Here is a 21,208-nt window from a genome sequence, read left to right as displayed (position 1 = left end):
GGGGCGATGGGGAGCCGACAACGCCGTTGGCGTGATGGTCGCCTCGGCGAGGGGGTCTAGAACTGAACGCCGCCGAAATTCGGGGCCAGATCGGCCTGCGTCTCCCGCCGGTCCCGAAATTCGACGCCGAATTCGCGGTTGATGACGTTGATCCCGCCGTTATGCGGACCCACGATCTTCGTTCCATCGCGCTGGATCATGTCGCGCAGGAATGCGCCGCGCAGATAACTTTGGATCTGCGCATCCTGAATGATGTTGCCGCTGAACTTCGGGCGGAACTCCACCATCGGCCGGCCATCGAGGAAGCCGAACGCCTCACGCTCGTATGAACCGGCCAGCGACGTGCCGCCGCCGGGCTGGTTGATTCCGGCATCGCGGTAGGTCATCTCGAACATACCGGATTGGCGCGGCCAGCCGCGGTTGGCGGCGGGGCAGGTGAAGAGCTTTCGATTCTCACCGAGGTAAAGCGGCATGAGAATGTTCTGAAGCGAGTCGGGCCACAGGTCACGGTTGTAGGGGTCGATGTCGGCATCGGGAACGGAAGCGTTGTTGAACTTGCCGTTCACCATCGGCGAAACGACGTACGGCACGCGCGCGTCGTTGGAGACGGAATAAGCCCAAAACGCCTGCGAGACCTCGCGCAGCTTGGCCTGGCACCCGGTGATTTGCGCCTGGCGCTTGGCCGACGACAGCGCCGGAAGCGTGATGGAGATCAGCGTCGCGATGATGCCCACGCTGACAAGCAGCTCAATCAGCGTGAAGGCGCCACGTCGCGGCTTGTTAGGGTGCCGACTATTTGTCATTCCTTTCGACATGTCCCGTGCTCCTGTGCCCGACTGCTCCAGTCGGAGAAACCTTTCTATGCAGTGCGCCGATTCCGAACGATCACCGCGAGACCGATCAGCGCCAGCAGGCCCGTCGCCGGTTCGGGGATCGGGGCCGACTGCGCGATCAGCACGAGGTCGTAGCCCGTGGTATCGCTGAAGACCGGGTCGAAGCTGTTGTTCGCGCCGACGCCGGCCGACTCGAGATAGACAAAACTCTGCGACAGCGGATCGATCAGCGGAATGACCACGGCGTCGAGATACGCGCCGAGATCACCGCCGAACGCCGTCAGCGGAAGACCGCCGTTGTTCGGCGCGAGGAAGCTGTCGTTGGCGGGGCCGCTCGTGATCGTTGTAAACGGCGGCGGGCCGGAGGTTTGCGCGACGTTCGCGCCGATCAGCGCCGAGTTCACCTGCGGCCAGAGCGTGCCGCCCAGACCCGTCCCCGCCAGCGTGGGGAAATTGCCGTTGCCGTCGCGTGTGACGACCAGCCCGCGCAGGGATCCGAGATACTGGAACGTCCCGAGCGTGCTGGCCGTGCTGGAGGCGGGGTCAATCGAGTCCTGCCAGATTTCGTAGCCGAGGTCGGTAATGCCATATACGTTCGGCGCGATCGCCTGCAAGGATCCGCTGCGCGTGTCCAGCGCGGGGTTGAGCACCGCGCCGCTGTTCGTGCCGTTGGGCAGCGTGCCGGACAGCGTATTGACGGTGAGCGCGATGTTCGGGCCGAACCCCTGAAAGCCGGAGTTGGTGGCCGTGGCATCGAAACCGGTCAGCGAGACCGCGCCCGCGCCGAAATCAAAGTCCAGGCCGATGCTGCTGCGCGAGCCGGGGATTTCGACCGGAGTGGGGTTCCCGCCGACCGGCACGAGGCTGCGCGAACCGTTGTTCAAGTCGCCGTCCAGATCGAGCAGCGGTCCGCCAAGGTAATCAATGGCCAGCACCGGCGCCTGACCCACTTGCGGCACCGGCACGCTGCCGCGGCGAAACATGAAACTTAGCGATCCGTAGGCATTCGGCGCGATCAGCGGGCTGCCCGTGCCGACGTAAGCCGCCGACGAGGTCGCCCCCGATCCAGCCAGTCGATCGCCATCGGCGAAAGACCCCGGCACGCCCGCGCCGCTGGGGAACACCGTGCGCACCGCACCCGGTGCCAGCCCGGCATCGACGCCGGTCAACAACTGATATTCCGCGCTGTGCGCCGCGCCGGCGGACAAACTGATAGCGGCCACGGCCGCGACGATCATTGTGCTTTGATTCCTGGTCATCTTGATCTTTCTCCCTCTTGAGGTGCGATTTTGAAAAAAGTTCGTTTCCATCGTTTCACAGAACAGCGTCAAGAAACGCGCGAACGTCCCGCCCGTCGCGCTGGCCGTCACCGTTGACATCCGCCCGCGCTTGCTCGCAGGATGAGTGCGCGGCGGGGTTGACGAGAACCGACGCCAGAAGCGACGCATCGAGCAGGTCGATCGCGCCGTCGGCGTTGACATCGCCCGCGGCGAAGACGCTCGCCGCCTCACCGATCAAAACGGCGTCGTAGCCCACCGTATCGGTGAAGACCGGATCGCCGCTATTGTTGATGCCGAAGCCGGCTGCTTCGAGATAGACAAAGGCACCGGAGCCGATCGCGACGCGCGGCTTCACGACGTGGTCGAAGTACGCGCCGAGATCGCCGCCGCCGTCGGTCAGCGGCAGACCGCCGTTGCCCGCCGCGGTGAACAGATCGGCGGGCACGCCCTCGAAAATCTCCGCCGTGTCGCCGAAGGCATCGACCGCGGTGTTGTAGATGTTTCCGACGTCCCCGGCGTCGACCAGCGGCCAGAGCGTTGACCCGAGTCCTTCGCCGGTCAGCACCGGGAACTGCCCCGTCGCGCAATCGCGCACGACAAGCCATCCACGGAAGACGCCGAACTGCTGAAGCGAGCCGAGGTCGGCCGCCGTCGCGCTGTTCGGCTCGATCGAGTCATACCAGTATTCCAGCGGCAACGCGTCGATACGATAGACGCCTGTCAATGTGCCGCCGGTTCCGGTGTACGGCGTCAGCGCGCCGACGCGCGTGTCGTACACCGGATTCGGCCCGGCCCCCGCGCCGCCCGTCGGCGTCGTGCCGGCCAGCGTCACGAGGACCGTCGCGATCCCGGGGCCGATCGACGGTCCGCCTTCGTTGGTACCCGTGGCATCCAGCCCCACGAGCGTGACGAGGCCGCCGGCGAAATCAAACACCAGATCGACGTGGCTCGTCGTGCCCGGTATCTCGACCGGTGTCGGATTCCCGCCGACCGGCACGAGGCTGCGCACGCCGTTGTTCAGGTCGCCGTCCAGATCGAGCAGCGGCCCGCCGAGGAAATCGATCCCCATCAGCGGCAGCGGACCGAACCCGGGGATCGGCACGCTTCCGCGGCGGAACAGCATGCTCATCGCGCCGACGTGGTTCGGCGGATACAGCGGCGTCCCGATTCCCTGGTACGCGACGATCGCGCCGGTGTCGGACGTGCCGGCCAGCCGGTCACCGTCGGCAAAGCTGCCGGGAAAACCCGGCCCCGGAGACGGCGCAACGTTTCGCGCCGTGCCGGGATACCGGCCGACATCCACTCCCACGAGCAGGCGAAATTCCGCAGCGCGCGCGGAAATCGCCGCTATCAGAACTCCAGCCATCGCTGGAAGAAATCGCTTCAACGTCATGCCTCCTCGCGCGGCCATGCGCCGCGCCGACTGCTCACGCCGATCTGATTCGGTCGGCGAGAATCCGGGATGAACAGCGCACTGGATCATCGCTTCCGTTGAAACGCGATTCACACGCTGCCGCGCCACGCCGAAATCGGCAGTGGTCGCTCGAACAATGATCCGAGAATGGGGTTGGACGTTCAGCCGACGCGCGAAGCGCGAAAGCGATCGGTGTCGATCCGTCGGCAGCGACGAACGTCAGCGTCGAGGCGGGGCGCGAAGCGCGGCAAAGGGAATGGATTGAATCTGTGAGACCCGGAGAATGGGACTCACCGGGCGCGTGGAATAGCGCCTGGCCCTTATCAGCACGGAGGCCGCCAGTGAATCGGCCCAGCGGCGGATCGCCAGAATGAGGCCCTGGCGTGCGAAAAACGGCACTGCCATCGTGCCGACGACGCCAAGCAGAAGCCATGCAACGGGTTGATCGAGGTTGGCTACCAAGGCCGGGAAACCGCGCTCGATCACACCGACGTGCAACAGGGCGATGACGAGGAAAAAGACAAATACGGCCCGCCGATCGCGCAACAGTCGAAGCGAATAGGCGAACAGAATTTCGATAATAAAGAAAGCGTTGCTAAGAGCCAGAAGCAGGAGCGACGACCACGACGCCCGGCCTTCTTCCAGCCGCAGGGCGGCCGCGAAAACACTGACCGTGATCGGGGCGTGCAACAGCAGCACCAGCGCCCAGAGGCTGCGCCAGAGCATGGTTCGACGGGATGTTTGCGTGCTTGCTCTCATGCCGTATGGTCCGTCAGCGTGGTATCATCCTAGGATGTCATCCGGGCCGCGTCAACGCGGCGGCTGACCCTCACCGTCGGATAGACTAAGCAATCCTCATGCCAGACACGCCGCTGAACATCGCCTATCGCCAGCACGATCGCCGCTGGCAGGACAACCTCTATTGCTATGCCGTAGTGTCTCGGCGTTCGGGGGGGCTTTCGATTGGGGTCAATCTCAACCCGGACAAGGCGTGCAATTTCGACTGCATCTATTGCCAAGTGGATCGCAAGACGCCGCCCGTCACGCGCGAGGTGGACCTGAACGTTTTGCGCACGGAGCTGGAACAACTGATCCTCGCCGCCGTGGACGGATCGATTTTCACCGAGTCGCCCTACGACCGCGTGCCGCCGGCCAATCGCGTTATTCGTGACATCGCCTTCAGCGGCGACGGCGAGCCGACGACGTATCCGCGGTTCAAGGACGCCGTGCAGATCGCCGCGGAGCTGCGGCGCGTTCACGGGCTGACGGATACGCAACTCGTGCTGATTACCGACGCCTGTTATCTCGCGCGGCCCGCGGTGCGCGAGGGGCTGGCGATTCTCGACGCGAACAACGGGCACATCTGGGCCAAGCTCGACGCCGGCACGGAGGAATACTATCGCCTCGTGAATCGACCGAACCTTCCGTTGTCGCATGTGCTGGCGAACATTCTCGACGCGGCGCGGGTTCGGCCGGTCACGATCCAATCGTTGTTCATGCGCGTGCACGGCGCGCCGCCGTCTCGCGAGGAGATCGATGCTTATTGCGCGCGATTGAATGAATTGCTTGCCGCCGGCGGGCGACTCGAAAGGATTCAACTCTACACGATCGCGCGCGAGACGACCGAGCTGTATGCCACGATGCTGACCGACGCGGAGCTGGACGGCATCGCATCGGCCGTTCGTGCTCGCGTCAACGCACCCGTTGCCACATACTACGGCGTCGCCGGGTGAACTCCGTGATTGCGCATTGACGTGGTGCCGTCTGGGAGCACTCTACCGCGATCCGGCGTTTCACCGTTTTGGCGGTTTGCCTGTTGGCGGTCTTTCCATGCCCGACACACTTCTACTCAAGCAGACCGTCCTGCTCTTCGGTGCGGCCGTCGCCGTGGCGTGGCTGTTTCGCGTGCTGCGTGCGCCGTCGGTGGTCGGGTTTCTGGTCTCCGGCATCGTCATCGGACCGTCGGGCCTGCAACTGATCACGCAGGACACCGTCTCGCAATTTGCCGAGCTGGGCCTCGTCATGTTGCTCTTCGCGGTCGGCCTGGAGCTGTCGCCCGGCCCGCTGCTGCGCACCGGCCATCGCATCATTCTCGGCGCGGCCTTGCAAATCGCGTTTACCTTGTTGGTCGGTCTGGTGCTCATCAAGGCATCGACGCCCTCGTCCTGGACTGTCGCATTCGCGCTGGCGCTGGCCATCACGCCCAGCAGCGTGGCCATCGTGCTCAAGCCGCTGGCCGACATGCGCCAGACGGACTCGGCCATGGGCCGCACGATCACCGGTGTCTCGCTGGTGCAGGACATCATGGTGATTTCGCTGATGCTGTTCCTGCCGCTGTTGGCCGGCCCGGGCGAGGGTGGGCTGGCGGCGGGGTTGTTGCGCGGCGCGGCGTCGCTCACCGGGCTGGCCGTTGCGGCGGTTGTGTTGAGATACGTACTGCCGCTGATCACGAACTCGCTGGTGCGCGTCGGCGGTCAGGAGTTGATGGCGCTCTTCGCGGTGATGATGGCCTGCGCCGGCGCGTGGCTCGCTGCGCGCGCCGGATGGGCGCCGGCCCTGGGCGCCTGCATCGCCGGCATGTTGCTCGCCGAGACCGACATCAAGCACCAGCTCTTCGCCGACATCGTCCCCTTTCGCGATGTCTTCAACGCGCTGTTCTTCATGTCGATGGGAATGCTCGTCGACCTGCCCGAGGCCTCGCCGCAGTTGCACTGGATCGCCGCCGCAGTCGTTGTCATTCTTGTCATCAAGACGCTGCTCGCCGCGCTGGCCGTGCGAATCGCCGGCTGGCCCATGCGCCTGGCCATCCAGGTCGGCCTCGGTCTGGCCAGCATCAGCGAGTTCGGTTTCGTGCTCGCGCGCGAGGCCGCGTCGATGAATCTGTTTCCGTCCGCCGCCATGAATGTCCTCACGGCCATCATCGTCGGCACGATGATCCTCGGCACGCCGCTCGTGCCGCTGGCGCATCGCATTTCGGCGATCTTCCTTGCTTCAGCCTCCATCGCGCGGCGGCGCGGCGAGCCGGCCTCGACGGATTCCAATCTCGACAAACCGCTTACGGATGCGCCCTGCCTGCCCGGCGTCGACGTGGTGATCGTTGGTTACGGGCTGAACGGCCAGAATCTCGCCCGCGTGCTGAAAGCCACCGGCATCGGCTTCAGCATTGTCGAAATGAACCCGGCCCTCGCGTCGGCCGCCCGCGCCGACGGCTGGCGCGTGATCCTGGGCGACGCCACGCGGCTGTCGATTCTGCTCCAGGCCGGTCTGGCCAGCGCCCGCGCGCTGGTGGTCGCCATACACGATCAGCCTGCGACGCGGCGCATCGTGGCCCAGGCCCGCGCCGAGCGGCCCGATCTGTTCATCCTCGCGCGCACGCGAAACGTCGCCGAGCTGGACGTCCTCCATCGCCTCGGGGCGCAGCAGGTGATCCCCGAGGAGTTTGAGACATCCATCGAAATCTTTGCGCACGTGTTGCACCATTTCGGAATCGCCGACAACGTGATCGAGGCGCAAGTGGCCATGGTCCGCGCCGGGCAGTACGGCATGATGCGCGGCCTGCCCGACACGGCCGCACGCCGCGCCGAGTTGATTCAGCTCTTCGATGCCACCGCCACGCAGACGTTTCTGCTCGAGACCGACAGCCCGGTCCTGGGCCGCTCGATTCGAGAGGTTGATCTGCGCGCCGCGACAGGCGTCTCAATCATCGCCATCGTGCGCGACGGCAAGCCCGCGACCAACCCCGGCCCCGATTGGACCTTCGCCGCCGGCGATCTGCTGATCCTCCTCGGCGGGCACAAGCAGCTCGACGCCGCCAAGGCGCTCTTCTCTCCGCCGCCCCAAGACGAATCGACGGTTCAACCGTAATTCATCTCGCGCCGCTCGGCGCATCGCGCCGTCATACCCCGGCGATGTCCATCCCAGGCTTGGCCTTGCGTGCCGCCGGCTCCCTGTTTCGTTTTTTCGACGTTTCGACTTTTCTCTCGACCGTGTCTATTCTTCTGCCATGTCGCCCACCATCGAACCCCTCACGCTCTCCGACGGCTATCGCGCGGTGGTGCGGTGGTGGCGACCGCCCAAACCGCGCGGCGCGGTGCTCTACTTTCACGGCATCCAATCCCACGGCGGCTGGTACGAACAATCCGGCGAGGCCCTGGCCGATCGCGGGTACACCGTGCTGATGCCCGATCGGCGCGGCAGCGGGCTGAATCAATCGCAGCGCGGGCATGTCGATTCGCTCGAGCGCGCCATCGCCGATGCTACGGACGCGCTGGATGCGCTGCTGGCGGCAACGGGTCAGCCTGCCGCGCACGTCGTCGGCGTCAGTTGGGGCGGCAAGCTCGCCGTCTGCCTCGCGGCGCAGCGGCCGAATGAGGTCGCGTCGCTCTCGCTGGTCGCGCCGGGGTTGTTCCCGCGGGTCGATCTCACCACGGCGCAGAAGTTCCGCGTCGGCGTCGCGCTGATCAACGACCGCGAGCGGCTCTTTCCCATTCCGCTGAACGACCCCGCCTGTTTCACCGAGAACCCCGAGCGCGTCCGGTTTGTTGAAAACGACAAATTGCTTCTCACGCACGTCACCGCGCCGTTTCTGCTCGTCACGCGCCGCATGGACCGCATCGTCCGCCGATTCGGCGAAACATCCTTTCGCAACCCTGTCCACCTCCTGCTCGCCGGCCGCGAACGCATCATCGACAACGACCGCACCCGCGCCTGGCTCCGCGCTCTGCCGTCCCCCGACCGCCGCATCACCGACTACCCCAACGGCTGCCACACGCTGGAGTTTGATGCCGATCCGAAGCCGTTTCTGGGGGATTTGGTGGAGTGGATTGAGCAGCGGAACACATGCTGACCTTCCCCCCAGAAACTGATCCAGGTCCTGCGTTAGGATCGGGGTCTGTTGAACCTGCCCCATTTTCTGTACCAGCCTTAATGAGAAATCCTACGTCGATCCGGTCATGGCCAACTGGCTTTGTCGACAGAATTCCGTGGGAGCCAGATTTCCCAGGGAGCTGTGCGGACGATTCCGCGGCGCAGAAACCCTGACAGCGAGCGCTGCCGCGCCGCGTGGCAGCGCGATGGGGCGGGCATTAGAATCCCCGCCCATGAGTCGAAAGTTCCTCGTCACCGCCGCGTTGCCTTACTCCAACGGCCGCCTGCATGTCGGGCACATCGCCGGGGCGTACCTGCCGGCCGACATTTATGTGCGCTATTTGCGCTCGCGCGGGGATGATGTGCGATTCATCTGCGGCAGCGATGACAACGGCGTGGCGATTGAAATTTCCGCCCGCAAGGAAGGCACCACGCCGCAGGAGCTTTGCACGCGCTACCACAAGCGGCAGGCCGCCGACTTCGAGGGGCTGGGCATTCACTTCGACATTTACGGCGGCACGCATCAACCCGAGTACGTCGCCTTGCACACGAAGTTGAGTCAGGACTTTTTCCGCACGATCCATTCCAACGGCCACTTCGTAAAGCGCACGACCGAGCAGCTCTACGACGCGCAAGCGAAGAAGTTTCTGCCCGACCGGTATGTGACCGGGACGTGCTATCACAAGAAGGACGACGGCACGCCCTGCGGCAACCCGCAGGCGCTCGGCGATCAGTGCGAGCAATGCGGCAACAGCATCGACCCGCTCAAGCTCATCAACCCGGTCAGCGCGCTGACCGGCGCAACGCCGGAACAGCGCAACACCACGCATTGGTACCTGCGATTGGACCAATTCCAGGGCATGTTGGCCGACTGGTTCAGCCTCACGTCGCTGGACTGGCGGCCGATCGTGACGAACTTCGCGCTGGGCTCGATCAAGACGGGTCTGCCCGAGCGGGCGATGACGCGCGATCTGGAGTGGGGCGTCCCGGTGCCGCTGGACGACCCCGACGCGGCGGGCAAGGTGCTGTACGTCTGGTTTGACGCGCCGATCGGGTACGTCAGTTTTACCGCCGCCCTGTGTCAGAAGCTCGACGGCGACTGGGAACAATATAAAGATTGGTGGCGCAACCCCGATTGCAAGATCGTCCACTTCATCGGCGAGGACAACATCGTCTTCCACGCCCTGATCTGGCCGGCGATGCTGCTGGGCACGCAATTCACGGCGGACGAGGTTGCGAGTCGCGGCAGCAGTTTCACGCGACCGAAGGCGGCGGGTCATTACCAACTGCCGTCGAACGTCGTGGCCAACGCATTTCTCAATATCAAGTTCCCCGGCAAGGAGGAGGAGAAGATCAGCAAATCGCGCGGCACGGCTGTGTGGATCGAGGACTATCTCCAGTCGTTCGACCCCGACCCGCTGCGATATTATCTCACCATCAATGCGCCGGAATCGCAGCGCACCTTCTGGAGTTTTGAAGACTTCGTCGAGCGGAACAACGGCGAGCTGATCGCCGCGCTGGGCAATTTCGTGAACCGCTGGCAGAAGATCGTGACCGACGATTTTGACCGCCGCGTGCCGCCGTTCGATGCCGCCGATGACACCGATCGGGCACTCCTCGCCATGCTGGCGGCGCTGCCGGAGAAGGTCGGCGAGGAGATCGAAGCGGCGCGGTTCAAGTCCGCCCTCGGTCGCGTCATGGAAGCCTTCCGCGCGTGCAATCGTTACATCGACGGCCGCGCGCCGTGGACCACGCGCAAGACCGACGCGGCGCGCACCGCTGCGACGATTCACACCTGCATTCAGGCGGTGCGGACGCTGGGCGTGCTGCTCGCGCCGTTCCTGCCGTTCGCCGCGGAGAAGATACGCGTGTCGATGAATGTGCCGGCGGACCAGTGGACGTGGCCCCGTGCGACCGAACCCCTGCCGGTGGGACATGCGCTCGGCCCCGCGCCGCAGGTGCTGTTTAAGAAGCTGGATTTGTCTGAATGGCAAATAGCGAATAACGAATAGCGGCGTCTCAATTCTTCGTTCGCCTCCCTCCGCCATTTGCCTCGATGTGGGCGATGAGCTTGTAGATCAGCTTCGCCGCCAAGAACTCCGTCATCGCGTTGCCGGGCAGCGGGATCACTTCCACCACGTCGGCCGCGACGATGCGCCGGTTCATCGCCGTCGCCTTGAGCAGATCGGTCACCTGGAACCAATCGAGTCCGCCCGGCTCGGGCGTGCCGGTGCCGGGGGCATACGCCGGGTCGAAACCGTCGATGTCGATGGTGACGTAGACGTTCTCGCCGAGCGACTCGACCGCGCGCATCATCCAGTCCGCGTCCTCGCGCGCCTGACGCGCGGAGATCGGCGCGATCTTCTTCGATTTCATGAAGCGATGTTCTTCGATGCAGTAATTGCGAATGCCGACGCCGGTCACCTTCACGCCCATCTCGACCACGCGCCGCATGACGGCCGCATGGCTGAACGGCGTGTCTTCGTACTCGGCGCGCAGGTCGGCGTGTGCATCGATCTGGAGCACGCTCAACTTCTTGTGCTTCGTCAGCACGGCGCGGACCAGCGCGCTGGTGATCGAATGTTCGCCACCCAGGCCGATCAGAAACTTCCCGTCGGCCACGACGCGCCGGGCCTCCGCGAAGATGTCCTCGTGCATCGCCTTGGGCCCGGCCATGTTCGGCGCGACCGGGTCCAGCGTTGCCACGCCCGCTTTGAAGAACTCACGCTCGTATTCCTGATCGAACAGTTCGACCTGCTGGCTGGCGGTGAGGATGGCGCGGGGGCCGTGGCGTGTGCCGACCTGGAAGCTGACCGTGGAGTCATACGGGATCGGAAGGACGGCGTACTTCGCCTTGCGATACTCGGCGTGGGGCCTTGGAAGGCCCAAAAAGTTATCGGGTATGGTCGCCACGGATGGTCTCCATTGTGTTGTGTGGGAATGGATTTTTAAAGGCGGTATCTTGGCCCAATCGGTCCGATGCGGCAAATTGCCGAGCGATTTTGCTCGAGCCGGAAAGCGGGTTGGTGTTGACTCGAAGCCGATTACATTGTTTGATAACGCCCTCTGACAGCCCCAGTCGGCCGGGGGAGACACTCGGTCGCCAACATTGCGGAGGCCCTATCAGCCATGACGCACATTGTCACCGAACGCTGCGTGAATTGCCGTTACACCGACTGCGCCACGGTCTGCCCGGTCGAGTGTTTCTGGGAGACGACCGATCCGGCGATGCTGGTCATCGATCCCGACACCTGCATCGATTGCGGCCTGTGCATTCCCGAGTGCCCGGTCCACGCCATTTACACCGAGGACGAACTGCCCGAGCCGTACGCCGAGTGGAAGGCCAAGAACGCCGAGCTGGTCAAGAAGGGCACGAACCTGACCCAGAAAAAGGACCCCCTTCCCGGCGCACTCACGCTCGAGCAGGTTCAGCAGAAGGAACGTGAGCGCGGCTGGGACATCCCCGAACCGGGCGGTACGTGATTGCACTTGAAACATGATTCCACTTGGCCGTACTCCGTTCCGGATTGCTCGCGGATCGGGGTCGATTGCGCGTCAATGCGCGCGCCCGTCGGTCGTGCGTTGACCTCCGGCGCGCCGAACCGAGCCGCCACCATCCGGGAGCGGGCTTGTTCCGTTGCGCCGTCACGGCGAAAACGGATCACCTTCGCGGCGTTCTTCTGCGTCGGCATCGCTGCCGGTTGTTCCAAACCGACGGGCGGTCCCGTCGTCATCTACCTTGAAGGCGCCAGTTGGGGCGCCAGCGCCGGAAGCGTGGAACGCGGTCTGCGCGACGCGGGTTACGAAGGCCGTTTCGAGACTTTTACCTGGACCAGCTTCCTCGGCCCCGCCCACGATCATTTTGTCAATGCCAGCAGCGGCCTGATTGCCAAGCGTCTCGCCCGGCGCATCGAGGCCCATCGCCAAGTCGACGCGAATTCGCCGATACGATTGATGGGGCTGTCCGCGGGCACGTCATTGATTCTCATGGCGCTGGAACGGCTCGACGAGGGCGTGATGGTGGATGACGTGGTGCTCTTCTCGCCGACCTGTTCGGCTCGCTACGATCTGACGCGGCCGATGAAGCACGTCCGCGGCAGGCTCTACGCCACGTGCAGCACACACGACGGCATCGCGAAGACCCTGATCGTCAACGCCGACGGCAAGAGCGGTCCTCCCGCGGGACTGAACGGATTTCGCATGCCCGCCCGCGCCGGCAGCACCGACTCGATCGACGCCTACAGCCGGGTCTTTAATCTCCCCTGGCAGCCGGCCTACGTCGGGTATGATTGGAGCGGCTCGCACACGGGCGTCTCGTCGCGGCGATTTGTTCAGGCGGTCATCGCCCCGCGGCTGTTGTCGCCCGATCCCTATCCGCTGGATCGCTCGGTGTATGAGGCGTCCGGCGCGCAGGCTTCCGGAGCGTCGCCATGAAGCGAATCCCGCAATCCCTTCGACGATGCTCGATGGTGCTGATCGCGTTCGTCACGTCGGCTGGCGGCTGCGGCGGCGGACGCAACGCCGATCTTGCAAGGCAGGCCGAGGAGCGCGGCGACCCGGCCGTGGCGTATGACTACTATTGTCGCGCTGCGCAGGATCACCGCGGCAGCCTCACCATCGCCGACGGCCTCGAGCGGACTCGCCCGGCGGCGGCGGCATACTGGGAGCGCCTCGCGCTGACGGCGGCGGACGAGGGCCGCTACGCCGATGCCTGGCGCTGCTGGATGCGCACGATTGAGATTCAGCCCGACCACGCGACCGCGGCGCAGATGATTCGCCAGTTGGAGACCGAGCATTCGACCCAGATCGCCGCGGTCCGTGAAGACTGGCTGAAGCGCGGCAACACGGCCCTGCCCAGGGCGCAGCTCGAACCGCGTCGAAGCGTCGCGAAGGCCGATGCCGTGCGCGACTCGTCGCCCACGGAGGCCTCACAAGCGACCACGCCGGCGGGTTCGATGGCGCGGGCCGATGGGGCGACGCTCGCCGCGCGCGATCCGAGGGAACCGGCACCCCAGCCGGCGAAGCCGCCACCGCGCCCGCGTCGCCCCGAACGATCAGAGTCCCAGCGCAAGACGCGCGAGCCGACTGACAAGATTACGGCACGCGCCGCGGACACCTCGACCGACTCCGCACCCGGGGAGGAACCGGTCGTCCATTCCGAACGCCCGGCGAAAAGGCCGGCGATGCACGGCGGCGCGCCGAGCCTGGCCGGAGAAAACACCGCATTTCAGGTCGTGCGCACGTACAGCTTGCAGGACCAGCGTTTCCCCCGCACGGGCGACGCGATCGACGGCATCACGCTCAAGCTGAAGGACACCGACGAGGACGACGGCGTCATTGAGGTCGACGTGGACCTGCTCAAGGGGGGCGAGCGCATTCGAAAAGTGCGCGCGCTCCGCGTCGGCCGGTCGCTCACGTTCCGAGGCGCGTCGGGCCAGACCTATCGCATGACGATCATCAGCGCACACCATCGCACGCACACCGTGCGCATCGGTTTTCGCGCGGAATAGCCGGCCCGGTTCAAGCGGCAGTCGACTCACTCCCTGAAACAACGAAGAACGGCCACCAGCGCGACCAGCACGACCATGATACCGAAGAAGACTTTGCGCGGCTGCGGCGGCTTCAAGACCATCGGCTCCATCTTGCGCCATTCATAATCGCGCTGCCACGACGCGTCGCCTCGCGCGTATTTCTGAAAGGCCGTGACGACTTCGGTGAGGGGGATGTCCTGGCGCAGCGACTGGTAGTGATGGTCGAGATCGTCGACCTGATACTCCAGAACGAACCCGCTTTCCGGTGAACCGCACGTCTGGAGATAGGTGTCTTCCGTATGATCGAGGATGGCGTACGAACATTGGTCGCCATCGAGTCGCCCCAGCGCGACCGCAATGGAGTCGTCCGTCAGCGCCTCGTTCCACGGCCCGGTTTCCAGTTCGAGTTTCATTGAACCATGAGCCAGCATGGTGGGCGATGCCCATCCTACGGCCTGGTGCCCCGGTTTCGGTTCGTTGGACGTTTCTACATGTACATGCCACCGTTCACACCGAGCACTTCACCGGTGATGAACGATGCCTGCGGCGAGGCAAGATAAACCACCGCCGACGCGACTTCCTCGGGTTTGCCCAGCCGGCCCATCGGCGTCATCTGCCGCACATGTTCCAGCACATCGCCGGGCACGTTCGCGGTCATGTCGGTCTCGATGTAGCCCGGCGCGACGGCGTTGACGGTGATGTTCTTCCGCGCGAACTCGCGAGCGAGCGTCTTGGTCAGCGAGACCAGGCCGCCCTTGGCCGCGGCGTAGTTCGCCTGGCCGAAATTGCCCATCTGCCCGACGACGCTGGTGATGTTCACGATGCGTCCCCAGCCCGACTCGATCATCCCGGGAAGCAGCCGGTGCATCATCATGGCCGCACCGGTCAGGTTCACGTTGAGCACTTCGTGCCACATGTCCCGGTTCATTTTCAGGAACGATTTGTCGCGCGTGATGCCGGCGTTGTTCACTAGAATCTGCACCGTGCCGAGGTCCTTCTTGATCTCCGCCACGACGCGATCGTCTTCCTCCGGCAGCGAAACGTCTGCTTTATAGACATTTGCCTTACGTCCCATCTTTGCGATCAGGTCGGCCACTTCCTGCGCCGGTTCCCGCTTGTGCGCATAGATCAGTGCCACGTCGCTGCCTTCCTGTGCCAGCGCCAGGGCGATCGCCCGTCCGATCCCGCGCGATCCACCCGTCACCACGCTTAGCTTTCCGTCAAGAACACCCATGTTCCACCTCCCGGTCACGATGGACCCGGCCGACCGGCCTGTGAATTGTTGTGAAATCGACGTCGAGTCTAACCCGCGCCGCGCGCGCTGTCCAACCGAGCACTTGACGATGGCCGCCGCGCCACTCTAACTTTTTGACAATCGGGCCGGCTGTTCACGGCCCTGACTCATTCCCAGGAGAATCGGCATGTCGTTTTCCAAGTGCGGCGTTCTTCTCGCAGTTGTTTGCCTGGCGCGGATCGCATCGCCCGTCATGGCGATCGACGGCACGCCGATCTGGTTCTCGTCGTTTGTGGCTTCACCGGGCGCCAACTCGTATGTGTCGTCACCGGTCCTTGCCTTTGATCATTATGGTTCGGCTTCGATCGGCTGGACCGAGATCAATCAGAACACCAGCGACGGCGCGGTGCGACATTCGCAAATGACGGGGCTGGGCCTGTGGAACACGCGCACCCTGATTACCGGCAACGATGTCGGCAAGCGTGCGGCCCTCTCCTTCGATCGTTCCGAGCGACCGCTGCTCGCGTGGATCAACGGCGACGGCAGCGTGCAGGGTCAGTTCAACTACGGCGCCAACCAGAGCATCGCCGGGACCGGCGCCGCCAACGCCGCTCGGCCCAATATCAGCCTCACTTACGATCTCGCCGGCACCGCGCGCGGCTACTTCGGCGGCACCACGACGGGAAACTTCCGCTCCATCGGTCACACCGGATCGGCCTTCACGACAGCCGACATGTTGTCGCTTTCCGGCGTCACGCTCGTTCACGATTCCGCGATGTCGACCGACGGGCAGGGGCGACGCCATTTCATCGCGCGCGGAAATCTTGCCGGCGGCGGCCAGGGCGTCCTCATCGCATCCGAACCGGCCGGCGGCGGCGCGTGGTCAACCGCCACCCTGACGAGCGATGACGCCATCGGCGGCGTGGACATCGCACGCGATCCCACCGACGGCCGCATGGCACTGGCCTATACCACGCTCAACAGCGGCACGAATACATCCAAGCTGTTTTACGCGAAGTTCACGGGGTCGTTTCTGCAAACGACGGAAGTGCTAAGCTCGACCACGGAGCAGTATCGCGACGTGGCGCTCGCGTTTGATTTGTCCGACGGGCGGCCTGCGATTGCTTACGAAAACTTTGTTAATTCCAACTCCGCCCAGCGCCTGCTCATGGCCTACCTCACCGGCGCGATGACGTGGCAGCACAGCCTCGTGGACGATTCGATCCTGCACGACGCGCCCAACAACCATGCCCGCCGGCCGTCACTGGCGTTCGATGACTACGGCACGAGCTGGCCCGCGATTGCATACATTGATTCCAACGGCGCGCTCACCGTCGCCTTCGACCCGCCCGCGCCCGAACCGGCCACGGCGGTCCTTTTGCTGCTGGGCGGTCTGGGCATCGCGGCGGCCCGCCGGAAAAAGACCGGCGACCGCCCTTTATGGATCAATTGACATCCTCCGGCCCGGTCGCCGGCCCGTCTCCGCACTGGTGAAGCAGGGCAATGGTCGCCCGCTTGCGCCGCGCTTATCATTCCTGTTGACCGATCGGCCCGTAGGCCGTGTTTCCAACTTTAACCCCTGACACGATGGTGCATTCAATGACTCGAGGATTTGTCCGCGGTTTGAAATCAATGGCGTGGCTGGCGACGTCGGCCATTCTGGGGAGTGGCTCGGCGGCGTCGGCCGCACCGCAGATCGGCGACAAGGCGCCGCCGATCAAGGTAGCCAAGTGGTTCAACCAGGCGCCGGCGGTGTTGCCCGGTGGCGCGGGCGCCGAAAAGCACACGTTCGTGGTCGAGTTCTGGGCGACGTGGTGCGGGCCTTGTCTGAAAAGTATTCCGCACTTGGCGGAGCTGCATCGCAAGCACAGCAAAGACGGCCTTGTGATCCTGGGCATCAGCAACGAGGAGGCGGAGGTCGTCGACAAGTTCATGAAGAAGAAGAAGCCCGACGGCTCGATGATCGACATGCCTTACAGCGTCGGCATCGACGACGAGCTGGGCACGAACAACAAGTGGATGGAAGGGATCGACGGCATCCCGCACGCCTTCATCGTCAGCAAGTCCGGTGAAGTCGTCTGGACCGGCCACCCGATGGATCCGGCGTTCGATTCGGCGCTGGAGCAAACGCTGGCGGGCAAGCTCGACGCGGCCTCGGCGAAGAAAATGGCCGAGACCGACAAGAAGTTCAACGAAGTGATGATGCAGTTGCGACCGGCCTACGAGGCGAAGGATTCGGCAAAGCTGGTGAAGTTGCTGGACGAGGCGATTGCCCTGAAGCCCGGCGAAGTCCAGCCGTATTACATCAAGCGTCAGGTCCTGACGGAGTTCGACATGGCGGACAAGATTCCGGCGTTGGAGTCCGAGATGGACAAGGCGATCGCCAATTCTCCGCGCGGCTTGATGGAGTTTGTGCAGATCGAAATGGGGCGGGAGCTGGCGGAACGCGGCGATCCGCGACGATTGCTGGCCGCCGCCCGGCGCGCGGCGGAGTTGAACAAGACCGCCGAGGGCCATTTGGTTCGGGCACGGGTCGAGGCCGAGATGGGCATGCTGGATGCGGCGATCGAATCGGCCAAGGCGGCGGTCCAGCTGGCCAGCGGCGACGCCAAGACCGAGAGTGAAAAAGTCCTCAAGTACTTCCAGGCAGCGAAGCAGATCGGCGCGGAAGGGGCGACCAAGCCGTAGCTTGCGCTCGTTGAATCGCTGAATGAAAAAGCCCCAGGCAAATGCCTGGGGCTTTTTTTGTCATCGTGTCCCGCGAGCGCGGGTAAGGGGGGCCTTCACCCACCAATCCGCTCACGGGGCTTCGCTCTCTGCTACGGAACCGTCGTGAAGCTGAAGACGCTCCCGGTCGTGGTGCCGGCGGTGTTCTTCGAGTCGATCCTCCAGAAGTATTGCGTGTTGTTCACGAGGCCCGCCGGCGTGAAGTTCGTGCCCGGCTGGTTGCCCTGGAACTCGGGATCGGACGTCGTGGCATTCTGCACCGCCATCTGGCTCGTCCCGAAGTACACGTCGTAACTGGTCGCACTGCCAGCCGTGGCCCACATGAGCGTCACCGTGATCGAGACGTTCGTCGCGCCGTTGAGCGGGTTCGGTCCGCTGACCTGCGCCGGCGGGGCCAGCGTCGTGAAGCGCCAGACATCGCCCTTGGTCGTCGTCATGCCGGTCACGGAATCGATGCGCCAGAAGAACTGCGTGTTGGCGGTCATCAGGCCCGGCGGGTCAAACAGCGTGCCGGCCTGATTGCCCTGGAACTCCGGATCGGACGTGGTCGCGTTCGACACGGCGGCCAGGCTCGTCCCGAAATAGACATTGTAGGATGCCGCGCCGGCGGCAGCCGTCCACGAGAGAATCGCATCAAGCAGCACGCCCGACGCCAGATTCGACGGATCGGGATTGGTCGCCTTCGGCAACTCGGTCGTGAATCGCCAAACGAGGCCCTTCGTGGTGTCTCCGTTGGCGGCGACTTCATCGATACGCCAGAAATACGTCGTCACCGAGATGAGCGAACCCGGATTGAACGTCGTGCCGGTCTGATTGCCGCGGAACTCCGGACTAAGCGTGTTGGCGTCGGTGACGGCCGTTTCGTCCTCGCCGAAGTACACGTTGTGACTGTCGGTTCCGATGCCGGCCGTCCACGAGAGCGTCGGATTGTTGGACGTGCCGGTGGCCAGATGCGCCGGTGAGGGGTTGGTGGCGCGGCCCGGACCGGTCTTGAACTGCCAGATCGTCCCTTTGTTCGGCCCGCCGGTGCTGCGCGAGTCGATGCGCCAGAAGTAAGTCGTATTGGCGGCCATCGGCGAGGCCCCGAACGGATCGAACGTATTGCCGGCCGTATTGCCCCGGAACTCCGCATCGGAGGTCGTGGCGGCGTTGACGGCCGACTGGCTGGTTCCGAAGTAGATATCGCTGGATGACGAACCGACGCCGGCGGTCCACGACAAGACGGCATCGGGCGCGACCTCAATCGCGGTGTTCAGCGGGTTGGGATTGGTGGCCAGACCGGCCAGCGCGCCCGTGGTGAATCGCAGCAGCGGGCCGATGGTGCGGCCGCCGGGGCCGACGGTGTCGACGCGCCAGTAGTACGTCGTGGCGGGCATCAGATCGTTCGGCAGATCGAACTGGGTCTGGGCCACGTCGAGCACGGCGACGCGCGCCGAGGTCACGGCATTGACCACCTGGGATTCAACGTTGCTGAAGTAGACTTGGTATTCATCGACGTCGCCGCCGACTCCCGCGGTCCATTGCAGAATCTGATCGATGCTCTGGTTCAGCGCGTTGTTGGCCGGCGTGAACGGCGCGACCACCTGGGCCGGCGCGTCCGCCGTCGTGAACGTGAGCACGGTCCCGCGGCTCGTTCCTCCGGGGCCGCGCGTATCGACGCGCCAGAAATAGGTGAAGCTCGAAATCAGCGTGCCGGGATCGAAAAGCTTGTTCGTCTGGTTGCCCATGAACTCGGGGCTGTCGCGCGTCGCATCGGCGACATCGGCGGCGTCAAACCCGAAGTACACGTCGTAATTCTCGACGCTGCCCGGCGCGTTCCAACTCAAAACCTGTTCGACGCCGACATCGATCGCCATGTCGGCCGGATTCGGGCTGGTGATCGGCGGCGGGGCCGGTCGCGTGGTGAACGACCACACGTCGCCCTTGGTGATGCCGCCGATGCCGACTTCGTCAACGCGCCAGAAGTAAGTCGTGGCGGGGAGCAGTTCACCTTCGATGTCGGCGTCCTCGTCGGACGGGTCAAACGTCGTGCCGCCCTGATTCCCGATGAAGATGTCTTCCGTTTCGGGCGTGGCATCCGTCACGGCCATCAGGTTCTTTCCAAAATAGACATCATGATTGGATGTGCGTGCCCCGGCGACCCACGACAGCACCTGATCCGCGCGGGCTGAAACCGAATTGTTGGCCGGCGTCGGCGTCTTGGCCTTCTCCGGAGCCTTGGCCGTGCGGAAGCTGCGCACGACGCCCTTGGTGATGCCGACGGCGTTGACGGTATCGATCCGCCAGAAGTACTCCGTATCCGGCTGCAGGAAGCCGTCTTCCCCCTCGGGGTCAAAGGAGTTCTCTTCCTGGTTGCCTTGGAAAATGCCGGCCGTGCCGTCGTTGGCGGCGTTGACGGCATCTTCGTCGGTGCCGAGATAAATGTCGTTGCTGTCGGCGTTCGCGCCGCCGGTCCACGTCAGCACGACGCGCACGTTGACGTTTTCCGCGCCGTCGGCCGGATTCGCCGCCGAGATCAGCCCGGGCAGGTCGCCGGTCGGCGGATTGACGCCGTCACCCGGCAAGACCGTGATGTCGTTGTTGAGCGTTGCCGCGATGGTGCCGTCGGTGCCGAAGATGTAGGCCGTGACGTTGTAGGTTCCCGGCGCGGCGTACTTGTAGGTAATCGTCGTGCGACCCGGCGCGCCGGCGACAAACCCTCCGCCGTCGCCGAAGACCCAGTTCACTTTCGAAACCGCTGCCGGATTCGAGACGGCCGAGTCAACGCTCAAGGCCATGGTGTAATTGGGTTGGTCGAAGAGCTGCACGGCGGTGATGACCCCGAACGGCAGGATGCCGCCGAGGGTCGCGCAGCCACCCAATCCGGCGGCTGCTAGGAACAGGAACGCGACGCAGAAACGGAACGATCGTGACGAGCGCAGCATGGACTTCTCTCCGTCAGGCGGGTCGGCGGCCGGCGAGGAGGCCGAGTCCCCTATTCACGTATCGTGGATTGATACGCGGGTGATTATTTACAAGCGCGCCGGAAGCGACGAAAAATCGGCCGGACAACGCCTGATAACGTTTGCTCACCACCTACCAAGGCTGGTTGGTCTGATCGGACTGCGAGAATCCGGACTTGACCCCCCCGCCGGCGAGAATCACCCTGCCGAGGCGGTCCAACGGCGCGGGCACATCCGCCGCACGGGCCGCATCGGGGCGAGGAAGGGCTACACAAACACCGCAGGCATTCGAGTCTACGAAGCCCCCATGCGTCGATCAAGCGCTGTGGCGGTGAATTGGCCCAGCGGTCTCTAAAAAATCACGGGTGTGTTCGTGTAATC

Annotated in this window: 18 protein-coding genes; 10 read left to right on the top strand and 8 right to left on the bottom strand. The window is 64.4% G+C overall.

Going from position 1 to position 21,208, the window contains the following annotated elements:
• Positions 1 to 56 precede the first annotated feature (56 nt).
• The 4 genes from HRU71_08145 to HRU71_08130 form a co-directional block, all read right to left on the bottom strand.
• On the bottom strand, positions 57 to 803 hold the full coding sequence (locus HRU71_08145; protein QOJ04959.1) for a prepilin-type N-terminal cleavage/methylation domain-containing protein: 747 nt from the start codon (positions 801 to 803) through the stop codon (positions 57 to 59).
• A 56-nt stretch (positions 804 to 859) separates the two neighbouring features.
• On the bottom strand, positions 860 to 2,092 hold the full coding sequence (locus HRU71_08140) for a hypothetical protein (GenBank protein QOJ03454.1): 1,233 nt from the start codon (positions 2,090 to 2,092) through the stop codon (positions 860 to 862).
• Between the two features lie 55 nt (positions 2,093 to 2,147).
• Positions 2,148 to 3,620, bottom strand: coding sequence for a hypothetical protein (locus tag HRU71_08135; GenBank protein ID QOJ03453.1), 1,473 nt, complete (start codon positions 3,618 to 3,620; stop codon positions 2,148 to 2,150).
• A gap of 126 nt (positions 3,621 to 3,746) precedes the next feature.
• Positions 3,747 to 4,286: a hypothetical protein gene (locus tag HRU71_08130; protein QOJ03452.1), complete on the bottom strand. Its 540-nt coding sequence runs from the start codon at positions 4,284 to 4,286 to the stop codon at positions 3,747 to 3,749.
• Positions 4,287 to 4,384: 98 nt separating this feature from the next.
• Between HRU71_08130 and HRU71_08125 the strand changes: the two genes are divergently transcribed.
• The 4 genes from HRU71_08125 (at position 4,385) to HRU71_08110 (ending at position 10,405) form a co-directional block, all read left to right on the top strand.
• A complete protein-coding gene (locus HRU71_08125; GenBank protein QOJ03451.1) occupies positions 4,385 to 5,260 on the top strand; it encodes a radical SAM protein in 876 nt (291 codons plus the stop codon).
• Between the two features lie 97 nt (positions 5,261 to 5,357).
• Positions 5,358 to 7,391, top strand: a complete 2,034-nt coding sequence (locus HRU71_08120; protein QOJ03450.1) for a cation:proton antiporter — start codon at positions 5,358 to 5,360, stop codon at positions 7,389 to 7,391.
• Between the two features lie 139 nt (positions 7,392 to 7,530).
• Entirely contained in the window at positions 7,531 to 8,373 is an 843-nt protein-coding gene (locus HRU71_08115; protein QOJ03449.1) for an alpha/beta fold hydrolase, read from the top strand.
• 253 nt (positions 8,374 to 8,626) lie between these two features.
• Positions 8,627 to 10,405 carry a class I tRNA ligase family protein gene (locus tag HRU71_08110; GenBank protein QOJ03448.1) on the top strand — a complete coding sequence of 593 codons (1,779 nt, stop codon included), beginning with the start codon at positions 8,627 to 8,629 and terminating at the stop codon, positions 10,403 to 10,405.
• Between the two features lie 7 nt (positions 10,406 to 10,412).
• On the opposite strand, the gene speB is transcribed toward HRU71_08110, so the two are convergent.
• Entirely contained in the window at positions 10,413 to 11,306 is an 894-nt protein-coding gene (gene speB, locus HRU71_08105; protein QOJ03447.1) for an agmatinase, read from the bottom strand.
• 216 nt (positions 11,307 to 11,522) lie between these two features.
• Between speB and HRU71_08100 the strand changes: the two genes are divergently transcribed.
• The 3 genes from HRU71_08100 (at position 11,523) to HRU71_08090 (ending at position 13,903) form a co-directional block, all read left to right on the top strand.
• Positions 11,523 to 11,876, top strand: coding sequence for a ferredoxin family protein (locus HRU71_08100; protein ID QOJ03446.1), 354 nt, complete (start codon positions 11,523 to 11,525; stop codon positions 11,874 to 11,876).
• Between the two features lie 75 nt (positions 11,877 to 11,951).
• A complete protein-coding gene (locus HRU71_08095) occupies positions 11,952 to 12,827 on the top strand; it encodes a hypothetical protein (protein ID QOJ03445.1) in 876 nt (291 codons plus the stop codon).
• Positions 12,824 to 13,903, top strand: a complete 1,080-nt coding sequence (locus HRU71_08090; GenBank protein ID QOJ03444.1) for a hypothetical protein — start codon at positions 12,824 to 12,826, stop codon at positions 13,901 to 13,903. Before HRU71_08095 ends, HRU71_08090 begins: the two co-directional genes overlap by 4 nt.
• Positions 13,904 to 13,929: 26 nt before the next feature.
• Here the strand turns inward: HRU71_08090 and HRU71_08085 are convergent, their stop codons facing one another.
• Positions 13,930 to 14,337 (bottom strand): hypothetical protein, encoded by a 408-nt coding sequence (locus HRU71_08085; protein QOJ03443.1) that lies wholly within the window; start codon positions 14,335 to 14,337, stop codon positions 13,930 to 13,932.
• Between the two features lie 74 nt (positions 14,338 to 14,411).
• Entirely contained in the window at positions 14,412 to 15,158 is a 747-nt protein-coding gene (gene fabG / locus HRU71_08080; protein ID QOJ03442.1) for a 3-oxoacyl-[acyl-carrier-protein] reductase, read from the bottom strand.
• 187 nt (positions 15,159 to 15,345) lie between these two features.
• Here fabG and HRU71_08075 point away from each other — a divergent pair, with 187 nt between their 5' ends.
• Positions 15,346 to 16,611, top strand: a complete 1,266-nt coding sequence (locus tag HRU71_08075; GenBank protein ID QOJ03441.1) for a PEP-CTERM sorting domain-containing protein — start codon at positions 15,346 to 15,348, stop codon at positions 16,609 to 16,611.
• 146 nt (positions 16,612 to 16,757) lie between these two features.
• Positions 16,758 to 17,846, top strand: coding sequence for a TlpA family protein disulfide reductase (locus tag HRU71_08070; GenBank protein QOJ03440.1), 1,089 nt, complete (start codon positions 16,758 to 16,760; stop codon positions 17,844 to 17,846).
• Positions 17,847 to 17,977: 131 nt separating this feature from the next.
• On the opposite strand, the gene HRU71_08065 is transcribed toward HRU71_08070, so the two are convergent.
• Positions 17,978 to 20,809, bottom strand: coding sequence for a PKD domain-containing protein (locus HRU71_08065; GenBank protein ID QOJ03439.1), 2,832 nt, complete (start codon positions 20,807 to 20,809; stop codon positions 17,978 to 17,980).
• Here HRU71_08065 and HRU71_08060 point away from each other — a divergent pair.
• Positions 20,808 to 21,182 carry a hypothetical protein gene (locus HRU71_08060; GenBank protein QOJ03438.1) on the top strand — a complete coding sequence of 125 codons (375 nt, stop codon included), beginning with the start codon at positions 20,808 to 20,810 and terminating at the stop codon, positions 21,180 to 21,182. The two genes, HRU71_08065 and HRU71_08060, sit on opposite strands and share 2 nt — an antisense overlap.
• The last annotated feature ends 26 nt before the right edge of the window (positions 21,183 to 21,208 follow it).

Source organism: Planctomycetia bacterium, from assembly GCA_015200345.1.
Classification (GTDB): Bacteria; Planctomycetota; Phycisphaerae; order UBA1845; family UTPLA1; genus PLA3.
Note: the sequence above shows the minus strand (reverse complement) of the source record. Positions and strands in the feature narration are given on the sequence as shown.